We start from the raw sequence: 19,373 nt of genomic DNA, 5'->3' as shown, positions 1-19,373 counted from the left end.
TTCGGTGCGTGCGCTCAAGGTCCGGTTGAGGATGCCCCTCATCCGGCTGCCGCCACCTTCTCCCCGCACGCGGGGAGAAGGCCACATGCGGCGACCTTCTACTCTTAAGTTTGCGACGACTGGAAAAGCCGTGCGCGCGAGCCGGTCAGGTGGTCCAGCATCAGGCGTCGAGCGTCGTCCTCGTTGCGCTGCGCGATTGCAGTCGCGATCGCGTCGTGTTCGGCGAAGACGCGGGTGAGGCCGGAGGCCTCGCGCTTCACCGAGGCGCCGTGAAACTTCATGCCGACGGCGATATGGTCCTTCAGCGCTTCCATGGCGGTGGAAAAATAGCTGTTCTGCGCGGCACGGGCGATGGCGAGGTGGAACTGGAAGTCGGCATCCTCGCGGTGGGACTGGCGGTTGGTGGCATCGCGCAGCAGTTCCAACGCCTGTTTTATGGCCTTCAGGCTCGCCTCGTCATGGCGGGCAGCGGCAGCGGCCGCCGCCGCCGGCTCAAGCGTCAGGCGGAATTCGTAGCAGTTGAGGAGATCGGCGACGTTTTCCAGTTGGCCGAAGCCGAGCGGGTTCTTCAGTCCTACGGAGCGGACGAAACTGCCGGCGCCGCGGCGCGAATAGATCAGGCTCTGGTCACGCAGGCGTTTCAGCGCCTCGCGGATAACAGGGCGGGAGACCTCGAATTCGGCAGCGAGATCATGTTCGGTCGGCAGCCGCTCGTCGGGCCTGTAGGCGCCGGACTTGATGGCGCGCAGCATGCGCTCGAAGACGATATCGGCAAGGCCCTTGCGGGCGGTTCCCGTTTCCAGTCCCATCTCAGCCTGTCCTCCCCAGGACCATGTCCGCAATCGTTCTTAATGTTTCCGGCCGCCCGAAGCCGCCGGATTTGGCAATGATGCAGCGTCCTTCAGCCGACGCAAGACCGAGGCCTGGCAGGCATTCGCCGTGAAGGCGCAGGCGCAGGAACCCGAGCTTGCGCAGCACCGCCTCTGCCGTCGCGCCGCCGGACAGGAGGAGCGTTCCGTCCCTGCCTGAGAGTGGGCCCTTCAGCCCATCCGCCAGAGCTTCCGCGACGGATTGCGGATCCGCTTGCTGCAATCCGGGCGTCGCCTGGATGAGCGTGAGCGTGGCCTTAGGGTCCGGTGGGGCGGCGAGCCGGCCATTGGGGGCGGCAAGATAGTGGAGCGGTTGCGCGGCACGCAGGGTCTCGATCTGGGCAAGCGTGATCGGGTCACGCGAGCCGATGACGAAGATGGCGGCGCCTCTCGGGATGGCGGGTGTGGCAGCCTCCGTCCTTTCCGTCATGCGCCGAGCCAGCGCCTCGGCCAGGCCGCGGGCGCCGATCAAAAGGTCTGTCCCGTTGTTTTCCGCCATCTGCAGAACGCTATCCATGTCCGCAGGCGAGCGGGTGTTGGGCATGACGGCGCGCGCGGCGTGATGCCCGAGTTTTTCCGGGATCGAAATCGGCGTGTCGATGCCAAAACCGGTGACGTGGCCAGCCTCGACGATCCTGTCGAATTCCGGAATGGCGGGGGCGACAAGGGCGCGGGAAAAGCCGATGGCATCGAGTTCGGTAATGATGTTGCCCTTGAGGCGGGAATCGACCTTCTTGAACAGGCGGGTGCCGGCCGGCAGAATGGCCAGGACCTCGGCGGTTGCCGCACGGGCCGTATCCTCGCTGATTTCTCGGGTGTTGAGGTTGATCGACAGCACATCGGGATGGTCTGCAAGGATCGAGGCAATCGCGCCGCGCTCCAGCGCGATTTCGGTGCGAAGGCCGCGCCCGGCAAAGGGGGCGGCCGAATCGAGCGCTCCCGTCAGATCGTCGGCGAGAATGGCCAGCATCGCATCATCCATCATTGTTGTTATCTTTATAACCTATTTTTTCATTGAAAAGTCAATTCTATTTTGATTCTTGTGACAAGTTGATGAGGTTGCTTCGGGGGCGCTTCGGACTTTTCTTGGGGGCGCTGTTCCATTCGCGGATATGCGTTGATCAGGTCAGTTCACCATGATGTGCGCGTCGTCGAATGGTTGCGCATTTCAAATTCCCTTGCTGCATCTTCGTTTTCACCTAGAATAAGAAAAAAACGAAAATCGGGGGAGTGATGCATCTCACCAGTCGGCAGGAAGAAATTCTGGCGCTCGCCAAGGCGCAGGGCAAGGTGCTGGTCGAGGACCTCGCCATCCACTTCCAGGTGACGCCGCAGACGATCCGCAAGGACCTGAACGATCTCTGCGACGCCAAGAGCCTGAACCGTATCCATGGTGGTGCGGTGTTTCCGAGCGGCAACGAGAATGTCAAATACGAGGCGCGGCGCTCGATGGCGGCGGCCGAGAAGCAGGCGATCGGCCGGGCGGCGGCGGAAATCATTCCCGACAATTCCTCGCTGTTCATCAATATCGGTACCACGACCGAAGCCGTGGGCGAGGCGCTGGTCGATCACCGCGAGCTGATGGTGATCACCAACAATATCAACGTTGCCAATCGTTTGCGGGTCTATCCCTCAATCGAGGTCGTGATCGCCGGCGGCGTCGTGCGCGGGTCGGATGGCGGTATCGTCGGTGAGGCGGCGGTGGATTTCATCCGCCAGTTCAAGGTCGATTATGCGGTGATCGGCGTCTCGGCGATCGATGCGGACGGGGCGCTGCTCGATTTCGACTTTCGCGAGGTGAAGGTGGCGCAGGCGATCATCGCCAATGCGCGGCATGTGATCCTCGTGTCGGACGCATCGAAATTCGAGCGGACCGCGCCGGTTCGCATGGGGCATGTTTCGCAAGTGCACACATTCATCACCGATCGCTGCCCCTCCTTGGAGATCCGCAGGATCTGCGCTGCGAGCGATGTCCGGCTGGTGGAGACGGGCTGAACCGTCTCATTATTGCTTTCTGTCAATCTTCATTTGACATTCGTTTTTCTTTCACATTAGACTTATATCGGTTTCGCAACTGCGTAATTTTGTGCAATGCGAAAGCGAATGGGATGAGTTTCAGGGCGATGTCAGGCGATACGGTTTTCGATCTCTTCGTGGTTGGCGGCGGCATCAACGGATGCGGCATCGCGCGCGATGCGGCGGGCCGGGGCTATTCGGTCGCGCTGGCCGAGATGAACGATTTCGCCTCCGGCACGTCGTCGGGCGCCACCAAGCTGATCCATGGCGGATTGCGCTATCTCGAACATTACGAATTCCGGCTGGTGCGCGAGGCGCTGATGGAGCGCGAGGTGCTGTGGGCGATGGCGCCGCATGTGATCTGGCCGCTGCGTTTCGTGCTGCCCTACCAGAAGGGCGGGGTGCGGCCGGCATGGCTGATCCGGCTCGGGCTGTTCCTCTACGACAACCTCGGCGGGCGCAAGCTTCTGCCGGCGACGAAGACCTTGAACCTGAGGACCGATCCGGCCGGCAAGCCGCTCAAGCCCGTCTTCGGCAAGGCGTTCGAATATTCCGACGGCTGGGTGGATGATGCCCGCATGGTGGTACTCAACGCCCGCGATGCGGCCAACCGGGGGGCGGCGATCCTCAGCCGGGCCAAGGTGGTTTCGGCGCGGCGCGAGAACGGGGTCTGGCAGATCGAGGTGCGCGACGAGGCGTCCGGCGTGACGACCGCCCATAAGGCGCGGATGCTGGTCAATGCCGGCGGGCCGTGGGTGGATCAGGTGCTTGCCGGTGCGATCGGCCGCAACAATGTCCATAATGTCCGCCTCGTGCAGGGCAGCCATATCGTGGTGAAGAAGAAGTTCGAGGACAGAAGAGCCTATTTCTTCCAGAATCCGGACAACCGCATCTTCTTCGCCATTCCCTATGAGCAGGATTTCACCCTGATCGGCACGACCGATCGTGATTTTCCCGGCGACCCGAAGGACGTTAAGATCAGCCCCGAGGAGATCCAGTATCTCTGCAAGGCGGCGAGCGAATATTTTGCCGAGCCGGTGACGGCGGACGATATCGTCTGGACCTATTCGGCGGTGCGCCCGCTCTATGACGATGGTGCATCGAAGGCGCAGGAAGCGACACGCGATTACGTGCTGAAGGTGGACGATGCCGAAGGCGCGCCGCTGCTCAACGTATTCGGCGGCAAGCTCACCACCTATCGGCGGCTGGCGGAACATGCGCTGGAGAAGATCGGCGAGGCGATCGGTGCCAAGGGTAACCCATGGACGGGCAAGAGCCATCTTCCGGGTGGCGATTTTCCGGTGACGGGGGCCGCGGAAGAGGAGCGCCGGCTTATTTCGGCCTATCCGTTCCTGACGCCACGCCATGCGGCGCGGCTGATCCGCTGTTACGGCACGGATGCGAAGGCAATGCTCGGAGACGCCAGGACCGTGGAGGGTCTCGGGCGGCATTTCGGCGGCACGCTTTACGAAGCGGAGGTTCGCTGGTCGATCGAGAAGGAATGGGCGCTCACGGCTGAGGATGTGCTGTGGCGCCGCACCAAGCAGGGATTGTTCCTGACGGCCGAGGAGGCTGTGAGGCTGGAGGAGTACATGGCGGGCATTCGCCGGGCCGCGTAGGGTCCACGACATAGCCGCTTGTGCCGAGGGATGGGAGGCCCGAGGTTCATATGCTGGAATTGCGCAACGTGTCGAAGACGGTGGCAGGCGAGTATCACATTCGCCCGACCGAGCTGACATTGCAGCGGGGAACGCTCAACGTTCTGCTCGGACCGACGCTTGCCGGCAAGACGTCGCTGATGCGGCTGATGGCCGGGCTCGACCGGCCGACTGAAGGCACTATCCATTTCGATGGCGCCGACGTGACCGGCATGCCGGTGCAGAAGCGCAATGTGGCGATGGTCTACCAGCAGTTCATCAATTACCCGGCGCTTTCCGTCTATGAGAATATCGCCTCGCCGATGCGGATTGCCGGCAAGGACGCGGCCACGATCGACCGCGAGGTGAGGAAGGCGGCGGACCTGTTGAAGCTTTCGCCCTATCTCGATCGCACGCCGCTCAATCTTTCCGGCGGCCAGCAGCAGCGCACGGCCTTGGCGCGGGCGATCGTCAAGAATGCCAATCTGGTGCTGCTCGACGAGCCGCTCGCCAATCTCGATTACAAGCTGCGCGAGGAATTGCGCGAGGAACTGCCGAAGATCTTTGCCGCGTCGGGCGCGATCTTCGTCTATGCGACGACGGAGCCGTCCGAGGCGCTTCTGCTCGGCGGCAATACTGCGACCTTGCATGAGGGAGCCGTGACGCAGTTCGGCAGGACAGTGGACGTCTATCGTCGGCCTGCCGATCTCGTTACCGCAGAGATCTTCGCCGATCCGCCGCTCAACACGATTGCGCTGGTGCGTTTCGGCAATGACTTCCTCCTCGACGGAGAGCCGGTCATTCCGGTGCCGCCGCATCTGGCCTCGATGCTGGACGGGCCGGTGACCCTGGCCTTCCAGCCGCATCATCTGTTTCTCCATCCCGCCAACGGCCATACCGTGCCGTTGAAGGCGCGCACGCTGGTGTCGGAAATCGCCGGATCGGAAAGCTTCATCCATCTCGATTTTGCCGGGCGCCGCTGGGTGATGCTGGCGCATGGGATTCACGATATCGAGCAGGACCGGCAGATCGATGTGCATCTCGACAGCCGCCACCTGATGGCCTTCGACCAGACGACCGGCAAGGCGCTCGTTGCGCCGCCGCTCGCAGCGTGAGGAGAAAGCGACATGGCACGCATCACGCTCGAACATATCCGCCACGCCTATAGCGACAAGGCCAAGGCCGCCGGCGATTACGCGCTGAAGGAAGTGCATCACGAATGGGAAGATGGCGGCGCCTATGCGCTGCTCGGGCCGTCCGGCTGCGGAAAGACGACGCTGCTCAACATCATTTCCGGGCTTCTGACGCCGTCGGACGGACGCATCCTGTTCGATGGAAAGGACGTCACGCAGCTTTCGACCGAGGCGCGCAATATCGCCCAAGTGTTCCAGTTTCCGGTCGTCTACGACACGATGACGGTGTTCGACAATCTCGCCTTCCCCTTGCGCAATCGGAAGGTGCCGGAGGCGGAGGTGGAGAAGCGGGTCAACGAGATCCTCGAAATGACCGATCTCGCCGGCATGGCGAAGCGGCGGGCGCAGAGGCTGACGGCCGACCAGAAGCAGAAGATCTCGCTCGGTCGCGGGCTGGTGCGCGCCAATGTCAACGCCATCCTGTTCGACGAGCCGCTGACGGTGATCGACCCGCATATGAAATGGGTGCTGCGCTCGCAATTGAAGCGGCTGCACAGGCAGTCGCGCTTCACCATGGTCTATGTGACGCATGACCAGACCGAGGCCCTGACCTTCGCCGACAAGGTGGTCGTCATGCATGACGGGCAGATCGTGCAAATCGGTACGCCAGCGGAATTGTTCGAACGGCCGAGCCATACATTTGTCGGCTATTTCATCGGTTCGCCGGGGATGAACATCATGCCCGCCGCAATCGATGGGGCGACGGCGCGTGTCGGGGATCAGGCGATCGCGCTTGCCGCTGCGCCTCTGCTGAAAGGGCAGGGCCAAGGTCATGGTCAGGGTCAGGGCAAGATCGAACTCGGCATCCGGCCGGAATTCGTCAGGCTCGGTCGTGAGGGCATGCCCATCAGCATCAACAAGATCGAGGATATCGGGCGCCAGAAGATCGTGCGCGCCACCTTCTGTGGCCAGCCGATCTCGATCGTGGTGCCGGAGGATGACGAGATCCCGGCCGATGCGAAAGTGGCCTTCGAAAAGCAGGCTATCGGCATCTTTGCCGATAGCTGGCGCGTCAGGAACGACACAACAGGGCAGGAGGGCTGAGCGATGGACAAGACCTGGAACAACAAGGCCTGGTTCATGGTGCTGCCGGTGCTGCTGCTGGTCGCCTTTTCCGCCGTCATTCCGCTGATGACGGTGGTGAACTATTCGGTGCAGGATACGTTCGGCAATAACGAGTTCTTCTGGGCGGGCACCGACTGGTTCACCCAGATCCTCACCTCGCCGCGCTTCTGGGACGCGCTGTGGCGCAACCTTGTGTTTTCGGCGGTGATCCTTGCGATCGAAGTGCCGCTCGGCATCCTGATTGCGCTCAACATGCCGAAACACGGGCTCGGCGTGCCGGTCTGCCTCGTGCTGATGGCGCTGCCTCTGCTCATTCCCTGGAACGTCGTCGGCACGATCTGGCAGGTGTTCGGCCGCGTCGATATCGGGCTTCTGGGTTACGTGCTGAATTCGCTCGGCATTTCCTACAATTACACGCAGAACCCGGCACATGCCTGGGCGACCGTCATCGTCATGGATGTCTGGCACTGGACGAGCCTTGTCGTGCTGCTCTGCTATGCCGGTCTGGTGTCGATCCCGGATGCTTACTATCAGGCGGCGCGCATCGACGGTGCATCGCGGCTCTCGGTGTTCCGCTATATCCAGCTGCCGAAGATGAAGCGGGTGCTGCTGATCGCCGTGCTTCTGAGGTTCATGGACTCATTCATGATCTATACCGAGCCCTTCGTCGTCACCGGCGGCGGGCCGGGCAGTTCGACCACCTTCCTGTCGATCGACCTCGTCAAGATGGCGATCGGCCAGTTCGACCTCGGGCCGGCGGCGGCGATGTCGATCATCTACTTCCTGATCATCCTTCTCCTGTCATGGGTGTTCTACACCGTGATGACGCAGAGCGATGCGGAACAGGGTTGAGGAGCGCGCCATGAGCAACAGACCCGTCAACAACAGCAGCGGCTCGCGTCTCGGCTTCCTGATGCCGGTGATCTACATCGTCTTCCTGGCCCTGCCGATCTACTGGCTGGTCAACATGAGCTTCAAGACGAATAACGAGATCCTCGGCCAGATCACGTTCTGGCCGAAGGAGCCGACGCTCAGGAACTATACGGTGATCTTCACCGATCCGGCCTGGTATGACGGCTATATCAATTCGATCATCTATGTGGTGATGAACACGGTGATCTCGGTTCTGGTGGCGCTGCCGGCGGCCTATGCCTTTTCGCGCTACCGGTTTTTGGGCGACAAGCACCTGTTCTTCTGGCTGCTCACCAACCGCATGGCGCCACCGGCCGTCTTCGCGCTGCCGTTCTTCCAGCTCTATTCGGCTTTCGGGCTGATCGATACGCATATCGCTGTCGCAATCGCCCATTGCCTGTTCAACGTGCCGCTGGCGGTCTGGATTTTGGAAGGTTTCATGTCGGGGGTGCCGAAGGAGATCGACGAGACCGCCTATATCGACGGTTATTCCTTCCCGCGCTTCTTCGTGAAGATTTTCATGCCGCTGATCGCGTCCGGCATCGGGGTCGCTGCCTTCTTCTGCTTCATGTTTTCGTGGGTCGAGCTTCTGATCGCCCGCACGCTGACGACGACGGACGCCAAGCCGATCGCGGCAACGATGACCCGCACGGTGTCGGCCTCCGGCATGGACTGGGGCGTGCTGGCGGCAGCGGGTGTGCTGACCATCATTCCGGGCGCGCTGGTCATCTATTTCGTCCGCAACTACATCGCCAAGGGCTTTGCCCTCGGCCGCGTTTAACCAAGGGAGGGATGCCATGAACTTCTCGTGGATGGCCTGGACGCCGCCAACGGCCGCGTTCTTCATCGTCATCTTCCTTTTGATCGCCGGCATGGGCGTGTGGGAATATTTTTCGCCGGGCGGCAGCCCGCGGGTCGGCATATTGCGGTTCGAGACGACGCGGGGTGACCGGCTGTTCGTCTCGCTGCTCGGTGCCGCCTTCATTCATCTCGCATGGCTGGGTCTTGGAGGCCCCAGCCTGTGGTGGGCTCTGGCCTTGTCGGTGGTTTACGCGATCGGCGTATTCCGCTTCGTCTGAAGGCCAGGACGATATGGCGGCAGGAGGAGGTTTGCCGCCAGCTTGACGTGAACTGCAATCGCATCAACCGGGAGGACTAGATATGCGACGGCATCTTATGACGACGACGGCGGTCATGCTTTTGGTCATGACGGGAGCGGCCCATGCCGACATGGCGGCCGCGAAGAAATTCCTCGATACGGAAATCGGCGACATGTCGTCGCTTTCGCGTGCCGAGCAGGAAAAGGAAATGCAGTGGTTCATCGATGCGGCAAAACCGTTTGCCGGCATGGACATCAAGGTCGTTTCCGAAACGCTGACGACGCATGAATATGAATCGAAGACGCTCGCCAAGGCGTTTACCGCGATTACCGGCATCAAGATCACCCATGACCTGATCGGCGAAGGCGACGTGGTCGAAAAGCTGCAGACCCAGATGCAGTCGGGCGAAAACGTCTATGACGCCTATGTCAACGACTCGGACCTGATCGGCACCCATTGGCGCTACCAGCAGGCGCGGTCGCTGACCAAGTGGATGGCGAACGAGGGCAAGGATGTCACCAATCCGGACCTCGACCTTAAAGACTTCATCGGGCTGAAATTCACCACCGCGCCGGATGGCGAGCTTTACCAGCTGCCCGACCAGCAGTTCGCCAACCTCTACTGGTTCCGCTACGACTGGTTCAACGACGCCAAGAACAAGGCCGATTTCAAGGCCAAGTATGGCTATGATCTCGGCGTGCCGGTCAACTGGTCTGCCTATGAGGATATCGCCGAATTCTTCACCGGCCGCGAGATCGACGGCAAGAAGGTGTTCGGCCATATGGACTATGGCAAGAAGGACCCGTCGCTCGGCTGGCGCTTCACCGATGCCTGGCTTTCCATGGCTGGCAATGGCGACAAGGGCCTGCCGAACGGTCTTCCGGTCGACGAATGGGGCATCAAGGTCGACGAGAAGTCGCGGCCGGTCGGTTCCTGCGTTGCCCGCGGCGGCGATACAAACGGTCCGGCTGCCGTCTACTCGATCCAGAAATATCTCGACTGGATCAAGGCCTATGCACCGCCGGCAGCAAACGGCATGAACTTCTCCGAATCCGGCCCGGTTCCGGGGCAGGGCGAGATCGCCCAGCAGATCTTCATGTATACGGCGTTCACCGCCGACATGGTCAAGGACGGGCTTCCCGTCGTCAACAAGGACGGCACGCCGAAATGGCGGTTCGCGCCGAGCCCGCATGGCGTCTACTGGAAGAACGGGATGAAGCTCGGTTATCAGGACGTCGGTTCCTGGACCTTGCTCAAATCCACCCCTGACGACCGCGCCAAGGCGGCATGGCTTTACGCACAGTTCGTCGTGTCGAAGACGGTCGACGTGAAGAAGAGCCATGTGGGTCTGACGCTGATCCGCGACAGCACGATCAACCACAAGTCCTTCACCGACCGCGCGCCGAAGCTTGGCGGCCTGATCGAGTTCTACCGCTCGCCGGCCCGCGTGCAATGGTCGCCGACTGGCACCAACGTGCCGGACTATCCGAAGCTGGCACAGCTGTGGTGGCAGGCGATCGGCGATGCCGCATCGGGTGCGAAGACGGCGCAGGCCGCGATGGATTCGCTCTGCGCCGAACAGGAGAAGGTGCTGCTTCGCCTCGAACGCGCCGGTGTCCAGAAGGACATGGGCCCGAAACTCGCCGAGGAGCATGACATCGAATACTGGAACAAGGATGCCGTCTCCAAGGGCAATCTGGCGCCGCAGCTGAAGATTGCCAACGAGAAGGAAAAGCCGATCACCGTCAACTATGACGAACTGGTCAAGAGCTGGCAGAAGTAAGCCCTTCATCCGTCAACCGAACCCGACCGGGGCGTGTCCTGCGCCCCGGTTTCCTATCCCAATGATCTGAGGAAACGTGCATCATGAGCGGCCATATCCTTGCCATCGACCAGGGAACGACATCGAGCCGGTCGATCGTCTTCGATGCCGATATGGCGATTGCGGGTTTCGGCCAGCAGGAATTTACGCAGTTCTTTCCGGCCTCCGGCTGGGTCGAGCATGATCCGGAAGAGATCTGGCAGAGCGTGCTTTCGACAGCCCGCATCGCGATCGAAAAGACTGGGATTTCCGCCGGAGATCTGGCTGCGATCGGCATTACCAACCAGCGCGAGACCGTCGTCGTCTGGGATGCCCGAACCGGAGAGCCGTTGCATCCGGCGATCGTCTGGCAGGACCGGCGGTCGGCCGGGATCTGCGACGCGCTGAAGGCAAAGGGGCTGGAGGCGACATTTACCGAAAGGACGGGGCTGCTGCTCGACCCGTATTTTTCCGGCACCAAGCTTTCCTGGCTGCTTTCCAATATCGACGGCCTCAGATCGCGCGCCGAAAAGGGCGAGGTTTATTTCGGCACGGTGGATAGCTGGCTGATCTACAAGCTCACCGGCGGGCGGGCGCATGTGACGGACGCCACCAATGCCTCACGCACGCTGATCTACAATATCGGCGAGAATGACTGGGACGAGGAGCTGCTCGGCATTCTCGACATCCCGCGGGCGATGCTGCCTGAGGTGAAGGATTGCGCCGCCGAATTCGGGGTGACGGATGCCGGTATTTTCGGCTTTGAGATCCCGATCCTCGGGGTGGCCGGCGATCAGCAGGCGGCGGTGATCGGCAATGCCTGCTTTGAAGCCGGCATGCTGAAATCCACCTATGGCACGGGATGTTTTGCGCTGCTCAATACCGGCACCGACCGGGTTTCATCCACCAACCGGCTGTTGACGACGATCGCCTATCGGCTGGATGGTGTCACGACCTACGCACTGGAGGGCTCGATCTTCATTGCCGGTGCCGCCGTGCAATGGCTGCGCGACGAACTCGGCTTCATCAAGGTGGCGTCGGAGGTTGGCGCGCTGGCGCGGCAGGCGGATCCGAAGCAGCGGCTCTATATGGTGCCGGCCTTTACCGGGCTCGGGGCGCCCTATTGGGATGCGGAGGCGCGCGGCGCGATCTTCGGGCTGACCCGCAGCAGCGGGCCGGCGGAATTTGCCCGCGCGGCGCTGGAAAGCGTTGCCTATCAGACGCATGACCTTCTCGAAGCGATGAAGAAGGACTGGCAGGGCCATGGGACGACGACCGTGCTGCGGGTCGATGGCGGGATGGTTGCTTCCAACTGGACGATGCAGAGGCTCTCCGACATTCTGGCCGCGCCGGTCGACCGGCCGGCACTGCTGGAGACCACGGCGCTCGGCGCCGCATGGCTTGCCGGCTGGAAGGCCGGGGTGTGGCCGGATGCCAAGGGATTTTCGGCCCGCTGGAAGCGCGACACGCGTTTCGAGCCGGAAATGAGCGACGACGAGCGCAAGACGGCGATCGCCGGCTGGCAGGACAGCGTGTCCCGCTGCCTGTCACGGTAAGCGGACGGGCGTCAGCCGCCTCAGCCGGTTACCAAAAGCCTCAGAAGCCGCAGGCCTGGCCGTCGCTTCTCGGATCGCTTGCTCCTTCGATAAGGCCGTCCTGGTGGCGGACGATGGCGCCGGCATGGCCCATCATGGCGGTAAAGCCATCGACGATTTCCACCTGATGGCCGGCGGCGCGCATTGCGTCGATCACGTCGCGGCTGAAGCGGCTTTCGATCTTGAGGCTGGTTGTCTCTTCGCCCCAGGTGCGGCCGAGAAGCCAGCGGGGGGCGGTGATCGCCTGCTGCAATTCCTGGCCGAACAGAGCGTAGCGGGCGAAGAGCGCCGCCTGGGTCTGCGGCTGGCCTTCGCCACCCATCGTGCCATAGACCATGTGGCGGCCATCGGCGAAACGTGCCATGGCAGGATTGAGCGTGTGGAAAGGTTTGCGATGCGGCTCGAGCCGGCGTGGGCCATGGCCCGAAAGCTGGAAACTCGAGCCGCGATTCTGCCAGTTGATGCCGGTTTGCGGCAGCACGATGCCGGAACCGAATTCGAAATAGATGCTCTGAATGAAGCTGACCGACAGGCCGCTTCCGTCGATGGCGCCAAGCCACACGGTGTCGCCGGCCGCAGGCGGCATCGGCCAGGCGAGCGCCTTGTGCGGGTCGATGCGGGCGGCGAGCGCATCGAGTGCGTCATCCGTCAGATAGGCCGATGGGTCTTCGGCCATCGCATCGGGATCGCCAACCACCCGGTCGCGCACGAGGAAGGCCTGTTTCGTCGCTTCGACCAGGCCGTGGAGGAATTCGAACCCTTCCGCCTGCTCCACGCCAAGGCGCGAGAACAGAGCGAGGATCATCAGCGACGCCAGCCCCTGGGTCGGCGGCGGAAAGTTGTAGAGGCGGGCATCCTTGATGGCGACCGACAGAGGGGTGACCTGACGGGCGCCGAAGGCCGTGAGATCTGCTTGCGTGACCGGCGAGCCGGCGGCCGCCAGATCGGCCGCGATATCGCGGGAAAGCGCGCCGCGATAGAAACCGTCAAGCCCGTGCGAGGCCAGGCGCTTCAGGGTCTGCGCAAGGGCGGGAAGCTTCATCCGCTCACCCTCCTTCGGAGCATTGCCGCCGGGCAGGAACGCGTCGGCGAAGCCGGATATGGCTGCGAGTTCGGGCCGTTTCTGACGCGTCAGGTCGCTCTGGCTGACGGTGACCGGAAAGCCGTTTTCGCCGTAATGCACCGCTTCTTCCAAAAGGCGCGACAAGGACAGCTTTCCGTCCTGCGCGGCGGATAGTTTCAGCGCGAGATCCCAGCCCGAAACCGTGCCTGCAACGGTATTGGCGGCCAGCGGTCCGCGGGTCGGGACGGCCTCGTGGCCAGCCTGCCGGTAGAAATCTATGGTGGCCTTTGCTGCCGAAGGGCCGCAGGCTTCGATGGCGAGGGGTTCTTCGCCGGGCCTGCCTATGATCCAGAAACCATCACCGCCAATGCCGGTCATATGCGGATAGACGACGGCAAGCGTGGCGGCCATCGCCACCGTCGCCTCGATCGCGTTGCCGCCTTCGCGCAGCACACGCAATCCAGTCTCGCTCGCCAGATGATGCGGCGATGTGGTCATGCCGCGATAGGATCTCACCGTGTTCAGCAATCTATTCCTCCTGCGAAATTGCGATCGTAGGCCGCCGTGCGGTCTTGCCGACGCCGCCTCAAAGCGAAAGCGACATGTAGACGGTGCCGGGAATGGGGCTGTCGTAATAGGCTGGGATCGGCCTGAAACCGAGCGCGGTATAGAGCTTCAGCGCGGGTGCCATCGTGTCAAGCGTGTCGAGATAGGCGGTCGCGTAGCCGTGATTGCGGGCAAAGGCGAGGGCTGCCTGCGCGAGATGCTGGCCGAGCGCCCGGCCACGTCCTTCCGGCCTGACATAGAGGCGTTTGATCTCGCAGGCATTCCTTTCATTCGCCAGCGCAAGCGGCCGCACTGCGATGCATCCGAGCGCGTTGCCGTTTTCGTCGCGGGCCAGCAGGATCACGCCGTGCGGGGCGGCATATTTGCCGGGCAGGGACGACAATTCGTCATCGACATTCTGGAAAGAAAGGTCGATGCCGAGGCTTTCGACATATTCGCGGAAGAGAGCCAGCACTATCGGCAGGTCGCTCTCGATATTGACGGGCTCGATCGATCGGGTGTGCATCATTAATCATCCTTCACCCGAGTTCTTAGAGCAATTCCGCTTTTCCTCGAAACGCGAAATCACTCTATCGATCTGATTTCTCACAGTTCCGCACGCAAAACCGCGACGCGCTTTTGCTGGCTCAAGCGTCCGGCACAACGCATGTCTCGGATGAAAGACGAAAGCGGGCGAATGCGATGCGCGGACCTGCATCGCATTCGCCCGAGGGCGGGATCTTTCTGTCGTCAGTCGATCGCGCTGCCCTGACCGTAATCTTCGTCGGATACCTTTTCGAGCCAGGTGACGACGCTGCCATTTTCCGCCTCGGCGACGGCGAAGTGGCTCATCGCCTCGGTGGCGGATGCGCCATGCCAGTGCTTGACATGCGGCGGGATCCAGACGACGTCGCCCGGTGCCATTGCTTCGACCGGGCCGCCTTCCTTCTGCACCCAGCCCTTGCCGGAGATGATGAACAGCGTCTGGCCGAGCGGATGGGTGTGCCAGGCGGTGCGGGCCCCGGCCGAAAACGAGACGGTGGCGCCGCTGATGCGGGCCGGTTCGTTGCCGGCATAGCGTCCGGCAACCGTGACGCTGCCGGTGAAATAATCGGTCGGGCCGGGGGCAGCGCCTGAATTGGCGCGGGTGATCTGAATATCCATCGGTGTTTCCTGACGTGTTGTCGTTTGCGGGGCGGGGTTTCGTGTCTCGAAGACCTTCTTGATGACCGGAACCGCCGACATAGAGCGCGGCCAGCCGGCGTAAAAGGCCACATGGGTTAAGACTTCGGCGGCTTCCTGTCGGGTGAGGCCGTTATCCATTGCGCGGTTGGCATGGAAGGGCAGCTGTTCCGGCTGGCCGATGGCGATCAAGGCGGCCATGGTGACGAGGCTGCGGTCGCGGGCGGAGAGATCCGGGCGCTGCCAGAGTTCGCCGAACAGGACGCGGTTGGTCAGGTCGGCGAGCGCCTGTGCAGTCGGTGCGACGGCCGCGTTGACGGTCGCAGAGCGTGCGGCTTCGGCCGTGGCCTCAAGCGCGATCCTATCGGCATTGCTGCTGGCCAGCGGCGCGATGCTGCGTTCGTCGAAGACCTTCTTGACCTCGGTTACGGCCGACATGGCATTCGGCCAACCGGAATAGAAGGCGAGATGGGTGATGAGTTCGCCGATTTCTTCGGGCTTGACGCCATTGTCGAGGGCGCGGCGGGTGTGGGCGCCGATCTGCGCCGTCTTGCCGGTCGAGACGATCGCCGAGACGGTGACGAGGCTGCGGTCGCGGGGCTTCAGCTCGGTCCGTTCCCAGACTTCGCCGAAGAGAGTGCTGTCGGTGAAGTGGCCGAGGCCGGGAGCGACATCATAGACGGCGGCAGGCGCGATACGGCGCCTTTCCTCCTGCGCGTCGGCACCGGCCGCGGCGAGGGTGGAGATGGCAATGCTTGCGGCAATCTTCTTCATCGTCTGTTCCTCTTCTGGTCCGCAACGGGAGATGGAGACCTTGCGGGGCGGGATTGGATGGCGCCGGCCGATCGGGCTCATGCGCCGCTTTCATGCATGCAGTGATGATACGAGAGGCCACAGATGTTGCGGCCTGTCGGGGTCCCGGTCAGAGACGCAGCAGCGCCTTGATCGCGCGGCGCTCATCCATGGCCTTGTAGCCTTCGGCCACGTCGGCGAGCGGGATTTCGAGGTCGAAGACCTTGCCGGGATTGATCTCGCGGGTCAGCACGAGGTCCATGAGATAGGGCAGGAAGCGGCGCACGGGGGCAGGGCCGCCGAGCAGGCTTTTCTGCTGGAAGAACAGGCCCTGGCCATCGAGTGTGACGCCATGCGGCACGCCGACGAAACCGATCTTGCCGCCGGGGCGGGCGCAGTTGATCGCCTGGGTCATCGATTCCTGCGTGCCGACGCATTCCAGAACGGAATCGGCGCCGACGCCGCCCGTCAGTTCCTTGATGCGGGCAACGCCCTCATCGCCCCGTTCGGAGATGATGTCGGTCGCGCCGAATTCGAGCGCGAGATCCTGGCGGCTCTTGTGGCGGCTCATGGCGATGATGCGCTCGGCACCCATTTGCCTGGCGGAGAGAACGCCCATCAGGCCAACGGCGCCGTCACCGACGACGACTGCGGTCGAGCCTTCGCGCACACCTGCGGCATCTGCCGCGTACCAGCCGGTTCCGAGCACGTCGGATGTGGCAAGCAGGCTCGGGATCAGGTCGTCGGACGGCAGTTCGGCTGTTGCGACAAGCGTTCCGTCGGCCAGCGGCACGCGGGCATAGGGTGCCTGGGCGCCGGTCATGAATTCGCGCTGCTCGCACGAAGACTGGAAGCCGAAGCGGCAATGCGGGCAGGTATTGTCGGAAAGGCAGAAGGAGCCGACGACGAACTGGCCGGGCCTGACCGTTTTCACCGCACTGCCGACCTCGACGACGATGCCGCAATATTCATGGCCCATGGAAAGCGGGTCCTTGACGTCGCGCACGCCGCGATAGGACCAGAGGTCGGAGCCGCAGATGCAGGACGCCGAGAGCTTGATGATCGCATCGGTGGGTTTCAGGATTTTCGGCTCTGCCACTTCTTCGCAGCGGACGTCGCCGGGGGCATAAAGCATGGTTGCCAGCATGGGCTTTTCCTTTCTTGGGCTACACCGGTGTGGCGCAACTGTTCATTTGATTGATCGTGGTGAGTGCGAGGTGACGAGCCAGGCGCAGATGGCGCTGCCTATGCCCATGAGGCTCATGACCCAGCCGAGCGGCCAGGGTGTGCCATCGGCAAAGCTGCCGACCAGTGCTGAGCCGACGACGCCGCTGCCATACTGGATGGCGCCGACCAGAGCGGAGACGGCGCCCGCCTGTTCGGGAAAATCGGCCAGCGCGCCGGCGATGGAATTGGCGACGATGAAGCCCGACATCGAGACGAAGACGAAGAGCGGGATGAACAGGCCCCAGAGTCCGCCGAGATCGAGGCCGGCGGCGAGGGCAGCCATGAGGCCGGATGCGGCTGCGGCGACCGTACCGGCGAGCAGGATACGGTCGATGCTGACCCGGTGGACGATGCGGGTGTTGACCATATTGGCGGCGACGATGCCGAGGATGCTGGCGCCGAAGAGCAGCCCGTACCAAGCGGCCGGGACGTGATGATAGGTGATGAAGGCGAAGGGCGTGCCGGCGATATAGGCATAGACGCCGGAGTAGAAGAAGGCGCCGGCACCGGCGTAACCGAGGATCTTCCGGTGGCGGAACAACAGGGCATAACGGCGGAATGCGCCGATGAGCGGCGCCTCGTTGCGCCTTTCCCGCGGCAGTGTTTCCGGCAGGCTGAACAGGGCGGCAAGCGTTGCAAGGCCGACCACGACCAGCGTCCAGAAGATCGCCCGCCATCCCGCAATCGCATCGATCTGGCCGCCGATGAGCGGCGCGAGCAAGGGGGCGATCGCCATGATGGCAATCAGGGTGGAGAGCATCTGTGCGGCGCGCGGGCCGTGGTAGAGATCGCGCACCATGGCGCGGGCCAGCACGACGGAGGCGCAGGCGCCGAAGGCCTGCAGCATGCGCCAAGCGATGATCGCGCTGATGCTTCCAGAGATTGCGCATCCCGCCGAGCCGAGGATGAACAGCACGAGGCCGATCGCGACCGGCAGCCGGCGCCCGTATTTGTCGCTGACCGCGCCCCAGAACAACTGGCCGATGCCGAAGCCGACGAGATAGCCCGAAATGGTGAATTCGACGCTGCCGGTATCAGCCCGCAGCGCTTCGGCCATGGCCGGCATGGCAGGCAGGTAGAAGTCGGTCGAGATCGAGGCAAAGCCCATCAGGGCGCTCAGGATCGCCAGCACATGCCAGCGCGCCGAGGAGGCCGCCGGCATGCTGCCCGCGGCCTCAAGAGAGGCGATCCGTGTGTCGGATGACATTTCGGAAGACATGGGTGTCCGTTCGTCCGTTTGGGCTGCGGGAGCGTTGCCGCTCCCGCAGGTGTCCGGGTTCGTGTTGCTGAAAACCGCCGCCTCAGAGGCCCGTGGTTTTCAGCAGTTGCTCGGGATAGCGCTCGCCTTCGATCTGGATTTCCGCCGCAGCCTTCTCGATCCTGTCGAGATCGGCTGCGGAGAGTTCGAGATCGGCGGATGCGAGGTTTTCCTCCAGCCGGTGAAGCTTGGTCGTGCCGGGGATCGGCACGATCCAGGGCTTGCGGGACAGAAGCCAGGCGAGCGCGACCTGGGCCGGGGTGGCACCCTTGTCGGTGGCGATCTCCTTCAAGAGGTCGACGAGCGCCTGGTTCTTCTCCATCGCTTCCGGGGTGAAGCGCGGCAGGATCGCGCGGAAATCGCCTTCGCCGAGCTTAGTCTCCTTGCTCATCGCGCCGGTCAGAAAACCCTTGCCGAGGGGGCTATAGGGAACGAGGCCGATGCCGAGTTCCTCGCAGGTGTCGAGGATGCCGTTGGTTTCCGGGCCGCGGGTCCAGAGCGAATATTCGTTCTGCAGCGTGGTGACCGGCTGGACGGCATGGGCGCGCCGGACGGTCTGGGCGCCGGGTTCGGAGAGGCCGAAATGGCGGACCTTGCCGGCCGCGATCAGGTCCTTCACGGCGCCGGCGACATCCTCGATCGGCACGTTCGGATCGACGCGATGCTGGTAGAAGAGGTCGATGACCTCGACACCGAGCCGCTTCAGGCTGGCATCGGCAACCGCCTTGATATGATCCGGGCGGCTGTTGAGCCCGGCCTGTTTGCCTTCTGAGAAGTTGAAGCCGAATTTCGTGGCGATGACGACCTGATCGCGAACAGGCTTCAGCGCCTCGCCGACCATTTCCTCATTGGTGAAGGGGCCATAAACCTCGGCCGTATCGAAGAAGGTAACGCCACGATCGACTGCCTGGCGGATCAGGGTGACGCCTTCCTGCTTGCTCACCTTGGCTGCATAGCCGAAATCGAGGCCCATGCAGCCGAAGCCGAGGGCGGAGACTTCCAGGCCGGATTTTCCAAGAATGCGCTTCTTCATGTTTTTCTCCATTGGTTTGACGGCGGCGCGCAGGTCGCGCGCGATCGAAGCCCGCGCAGGCGGATCGATGCGTCGTGGAGGAAG

Annotated in this window: 17 protein-coding genes; 9 read left to right on the top strand and 8 right to left on the bottom strand. The window is 62.8% G+C overall.

Translation table 11 applies throughout. From position 1 onward, the window contains the following. Positions 1-104 precede the first annotated feature (104 nt). Together NCHU2750_RS16420 and NCHU2750_RS16415 are read right to left on the bottom strand one after the other, a co-directional pair. Positions 105-809 carry a FadR/GntR family transcriptional regulator gene (locus NCHU2750_RS16420; RefSeq protein WP_119941495.1) on the bottom strand — a complete coding sequence of 235 codons (705 nt, stop codon included), beginning with the start codon at positions 807-809 and terminating at the stop codon, positions 105-107. Between the two features lies 1 nt (position 810). Next, the gene (locus NCHU2750_RS16415) at positions 811-1,839 is read right to left on the bottom strand and encodes a four-carbon acid sugar kinase family protein (RefSeq protein WP_119943427.1); all 1,029 of its coding nucleotides are present in this window, start codon (positions 1,837-1,839) and stop codon (positions 811-813) included. Between the two features lie 263 nt (positions 1,840-2,102). Here NCHU2750_RS16415 and NCHU2750_RS16410 point away from each other — a divergent pair, with 263 nt between their 5' ends. From NCHU2750_RS16410 to glpK, 9 genes are all read left to right on the top strand, one after another. Next, entirely contained in the window at positions 2,103-2,864 is a 762-nt protein-coding gene (locus NCHU2750_RS16410) for a DeoR/GlpR family DNA-binding transcription regulator (protein ID WP_119941494.1), read from the top strand. 128 nt (positions 2,865-2,992) lie between these two features. Further along, positions 2,993-4,504: a glycerol-3-phosphate dehydrogenase gene (glpD, locus tag NCHU2750_RS16405; RefSeq protein WP_119941493.1), complete on the top strand. Its 1,512-nt coding sequence runs from the start codon at positions 2,993-2,995 to the stop codon at positions 4,502-4,504. Between the two features lie 50 nt (positions 4,505-4,554). Then, a complete protein-coding gene (locus NCHU2750_RS16400) occupies positions 4,555-5,637 on the top strand; it encodes an ABC transporter ATP-binding protein (protein ID WP_119941492.1) in 1,083 nt (360 codons plus the stop codon). A 12-nt stretch (positions 5,638-5,649) separates the two neighbouring features. Further along, a complete protein-coding gene (locus NCHU2750_RS16395; protein WP_119941491.1) occupies positions 5,650-6,759 on the top strand; it encodes an ABC transporter ATP-binding protein in 1,110 nt (369 codons plus the stop codon). Between the two features lie 3 nt (positions 6,760-6,762). Further along, positions 6,763-7,632, top strand: coding sequence for a carbohydrate ABC transporter permease (locus NCHU2750_RS16390; protein ID WP_119941490.1), 870 nt, complete (start codon positions 6,763-6,765; stop codon positions 7,630-7,632). A 10-nt stretch (positions 7,633-7,642) separates the two neighbouring features. Then, the gene (locus NCHU2750_RS16385; RefSeq protein ID WP_119941489.1) at positions 7,643-8,473 is read left to right on the top strand and encodes a carbohydrate ABC transporter permease; all 831 of its coding nucleotides are present in this window, start codon (positions 7,643-7,645) and stop codon (positions 8,471-8,473) included. Positions 8,474-8,489: 16 nt separating this feature from the next. Further along, on the top strand, positions 8,490-8,771 hold the full coding sequence (locus NCHU2750_RS16380) for a DUF2160 domain-containing protein (protein ID WP_119941488.1): 282 nt from the start codon (positions 8,490-8,492) through the stop codon (positions 8,769-8,771). Positions 8,772-8,853: 82 nt separating this feature from the next. Then, the gene (locus NCHU2750_RS16375) at positions 8,854-10,575 is read left to right on the top strand and encodes an ABC transporter substrate-binding protein (RefSeq protein WP_119941487.1); all 1,722 of its coding nucleotides are present in this window, start codon (positions 8,854-8,856) and stop codon (positions 10,573-10,575) included. Between the two features lie 83 nt (positions 10,576-10,658). Further along, complete coding sequence (gene glpK / locus NCHU2750_RS16370) at positions 10,659-12,149, top strand: glycerol kinase GlpK (RefSeq protein ID WP_119941486.1); 1,491 nt, start codon at positions 10,659-10,661, stop codon at positions 12,147-12,149. Positions 12,150-12,189: 40 nt separating this feature from the next. Here glpK and NCHU2750_RS16365 read toward each other — a convergent pair whose 3' ends face one another. From NCHU2750_RS16365 to NCHU2750_RS16340, 6 genes are all read right to left on the bottom strand, one after another. Then, complete coding sequence (locus NCHU2750_RS16365) at positions 12,190-13,779, bottom strand: gamma-glutamyltransferase family protein (RefSeq protein WP_119941485.1); 1,590 nt, start codon at positions 13,777-13,779, stop codon at positions 12,190-12,192. A gap of 58 nt (positions 13,780-13,837) precedes the next feature. Further along, entirely contained in the window at positions 13,838-14,326 is a 489-nt protein-coding gene (locus NCHU2750_RS16360; protein ID WP_119941484.1) for a GNAT family N-acetyltransferase, read from the bottom strand. Positions 14,327-14,547: 221 nt separating this feature from the next. Continuing rightward, positions 14,548-15,753 (bottom strand): (R)-mandelonitrile lyase, encoded by a 1,206-nt coding sequence (locus NCHU2750_RS16355; protein WP_119943425.1) that lies wholly within the window; start codon positions 15,751-15,753, stop codon positions 14,548-14,550. A 148-nt stretch (positions 15,754-15,901) separates the two neighbouring features. Next, complete coding sequence (locus tag NCHU2750_RS16350) at positions 15,902-16,918, bottom strand: zinc-dependent alcohol dehydrogenase family protein (RefSeq protein ID WP_119941483.1); 1,017 nt, start codon at positions 16,916-16,918, stop codon at positions 15,902-15,904. 42 nt (positions 16,919-16,960) lie between these two features. Further along, complete coding sequence (locus tag NCHU2750_RS16345) at positions 16,961-18,217, bottom strand: multidrug effflux MFS transporter (protein WP_119941482.1); 1,257 nt, start codon at positions 18,215-18,217, stop codon at positions 16,961-16,963. A gap of 82 nt (positions 18,218-18,299) precedes the next feature. Then, complete coding sequence (locus NCHU2750_RS16340; protein WP_119941481.1) at positions 18,300-19,289, bottom strand: aldo/keto reductase; 990 nt, start codon at positions 19,287-19,289, stop codon at positions 18,300-18,302. Positions 19,290-19,373: the final 84 nt, after the last annotated feature.

The sequence above is a fragment of the Neorhizobium sp. NCHU2750 genome (genome assembly GCF_003597675.1).
Classification (GTDB): Bacteria; Pseudomonadota; Alphaproteobacteria; order Rhizobiales; family Rhizobiaceae; genus Neorhizobium.
This window is presented reverse-complemented; position numbering and strand designations above follow the sequence as displayed.

What these genes read in the sequence shown, in the direction of transcription:
- NCHU2750_RS16395 (WP_119941491.1), top strand. Translation starts at nt 5,650, where the DNA reads ATGGCACGCATCACGCTCGAACATATCCGCCACGCCTATAGCGACAAG.
- NCHU2750_RS16350 (WP_119941483.1), bottom strand. Translation starts at nt 16,918, where the DNA reads ATGCTGGCAACCATGCTTTATGCCCCCGGCGACGTCCGCTGCGAAGAA.
- NCHU2750_RS16400 (WP_119941492.1), top strand. Translation starts at nt 4,555, where the DNA reads ATGCTGGAATTGCGCAACGTGTCGAAGACGGTGGCAGGCGAGTATCAC.
- glpK (WP_119941486.1), top strand. Translation starts at nt 10,659, where the DNA reads ATGAGCGGCCATATCCTTGCCATCGACCAGGGAACGACATCGAGCCGG.
- NCHU2750_RS16345 (WP_119941482.1), bottom strand. Translation starts at nt 18,217, where the DNA reads ATGTCTTCCGAAATGTCATCCGACACACGGATCGCCTCTCTTGAGGCC.
- NCHU2750_RS16420 (WP_119941495.1), bottom strand. Translation starts at nt 809, where the DNA reads ATGGGACTGGAAACGGGAACCGCCCGCAAGGGCCTTGCCGATATCGTC.
- NCHU2750_RS16410 (WP_119941494.1), top strand. Translation starts at nt 2,103, where the DNA reads ATGCATCTCACCAGTCGGCAGGAAGAAATTCTGGCGCTCGCCAAGGCG.
- glpD (WP_119941493.1), top strand. Translation starts at nt 2,993, where the DNA reads ATGTCAGGCGATACGGTTTTCGATCTCTTCGTGGTTGGCGGCGGCATC.
- NCHU2750_RS16385 (WP_119941489.1), top strand. Translation starts at nt 7,643, where the DNA reads ATGAGCAACAGACCCGTCAACAACAGCAGCGGCTCGCGTCTCGGCTTC.
- NCHU2750_RS16360 (WP_119941484.1), bottom strand. Translation starts at nt 14,326, where the DNA reads ATGATGCACACCCGATCGATCGAGCCCGTCAATATCGAGAGCGACCTG.
- NCHU2750_RS16390 (WP_119941490.1), top strand. Translation starts at nt 6,763, where the DNA reads ATGGACAAGACCTGGAACAACAAGGCCTGGTTCATGGTGCTGCCGGTG.
- NCHU2750_RS16355 (WP_119943425.1), bottom strand. Translation starts at nt 15,753, where the DNA reads ATGAAGAAGATTGCCGCAAGCATTGCCATCTCCACCCTCGCCGCGGCC.
- NCHU2750_RS16375 (WP_119941487.1), top strand. Translation starts at nt 8,854, where the DNA reads ATGCGACGGCATCTTATGACGACGACGGCGGTCATGCTTTTGGTCATG.
- NCHU2750_RS16380 (WP_119941488.1), top strand. Translation starts at nt 8,490, where the DNA reads ATGAACTTCTCGTGGATGGCCTGGACGCCGCCAACGGCCGCGTTCTTC.
- NCHU2750_RS16415 (WP_119943427.1), bottom strand. Translation starts at nt 1,839, where the DNA reads ATGCTGGCCATTCTCGCCGACGATCTGACGGGAGCGCTCGATTCGGCC.
- NCHU2750_RS16340 (WP_119941481.1), bottom strand. Translation starts at nt 19,289, where the DNA reads ATGAAGAAGCGCATTCTTGGAAAATCCGGCCTGGAAGTCTCCGCCCTC.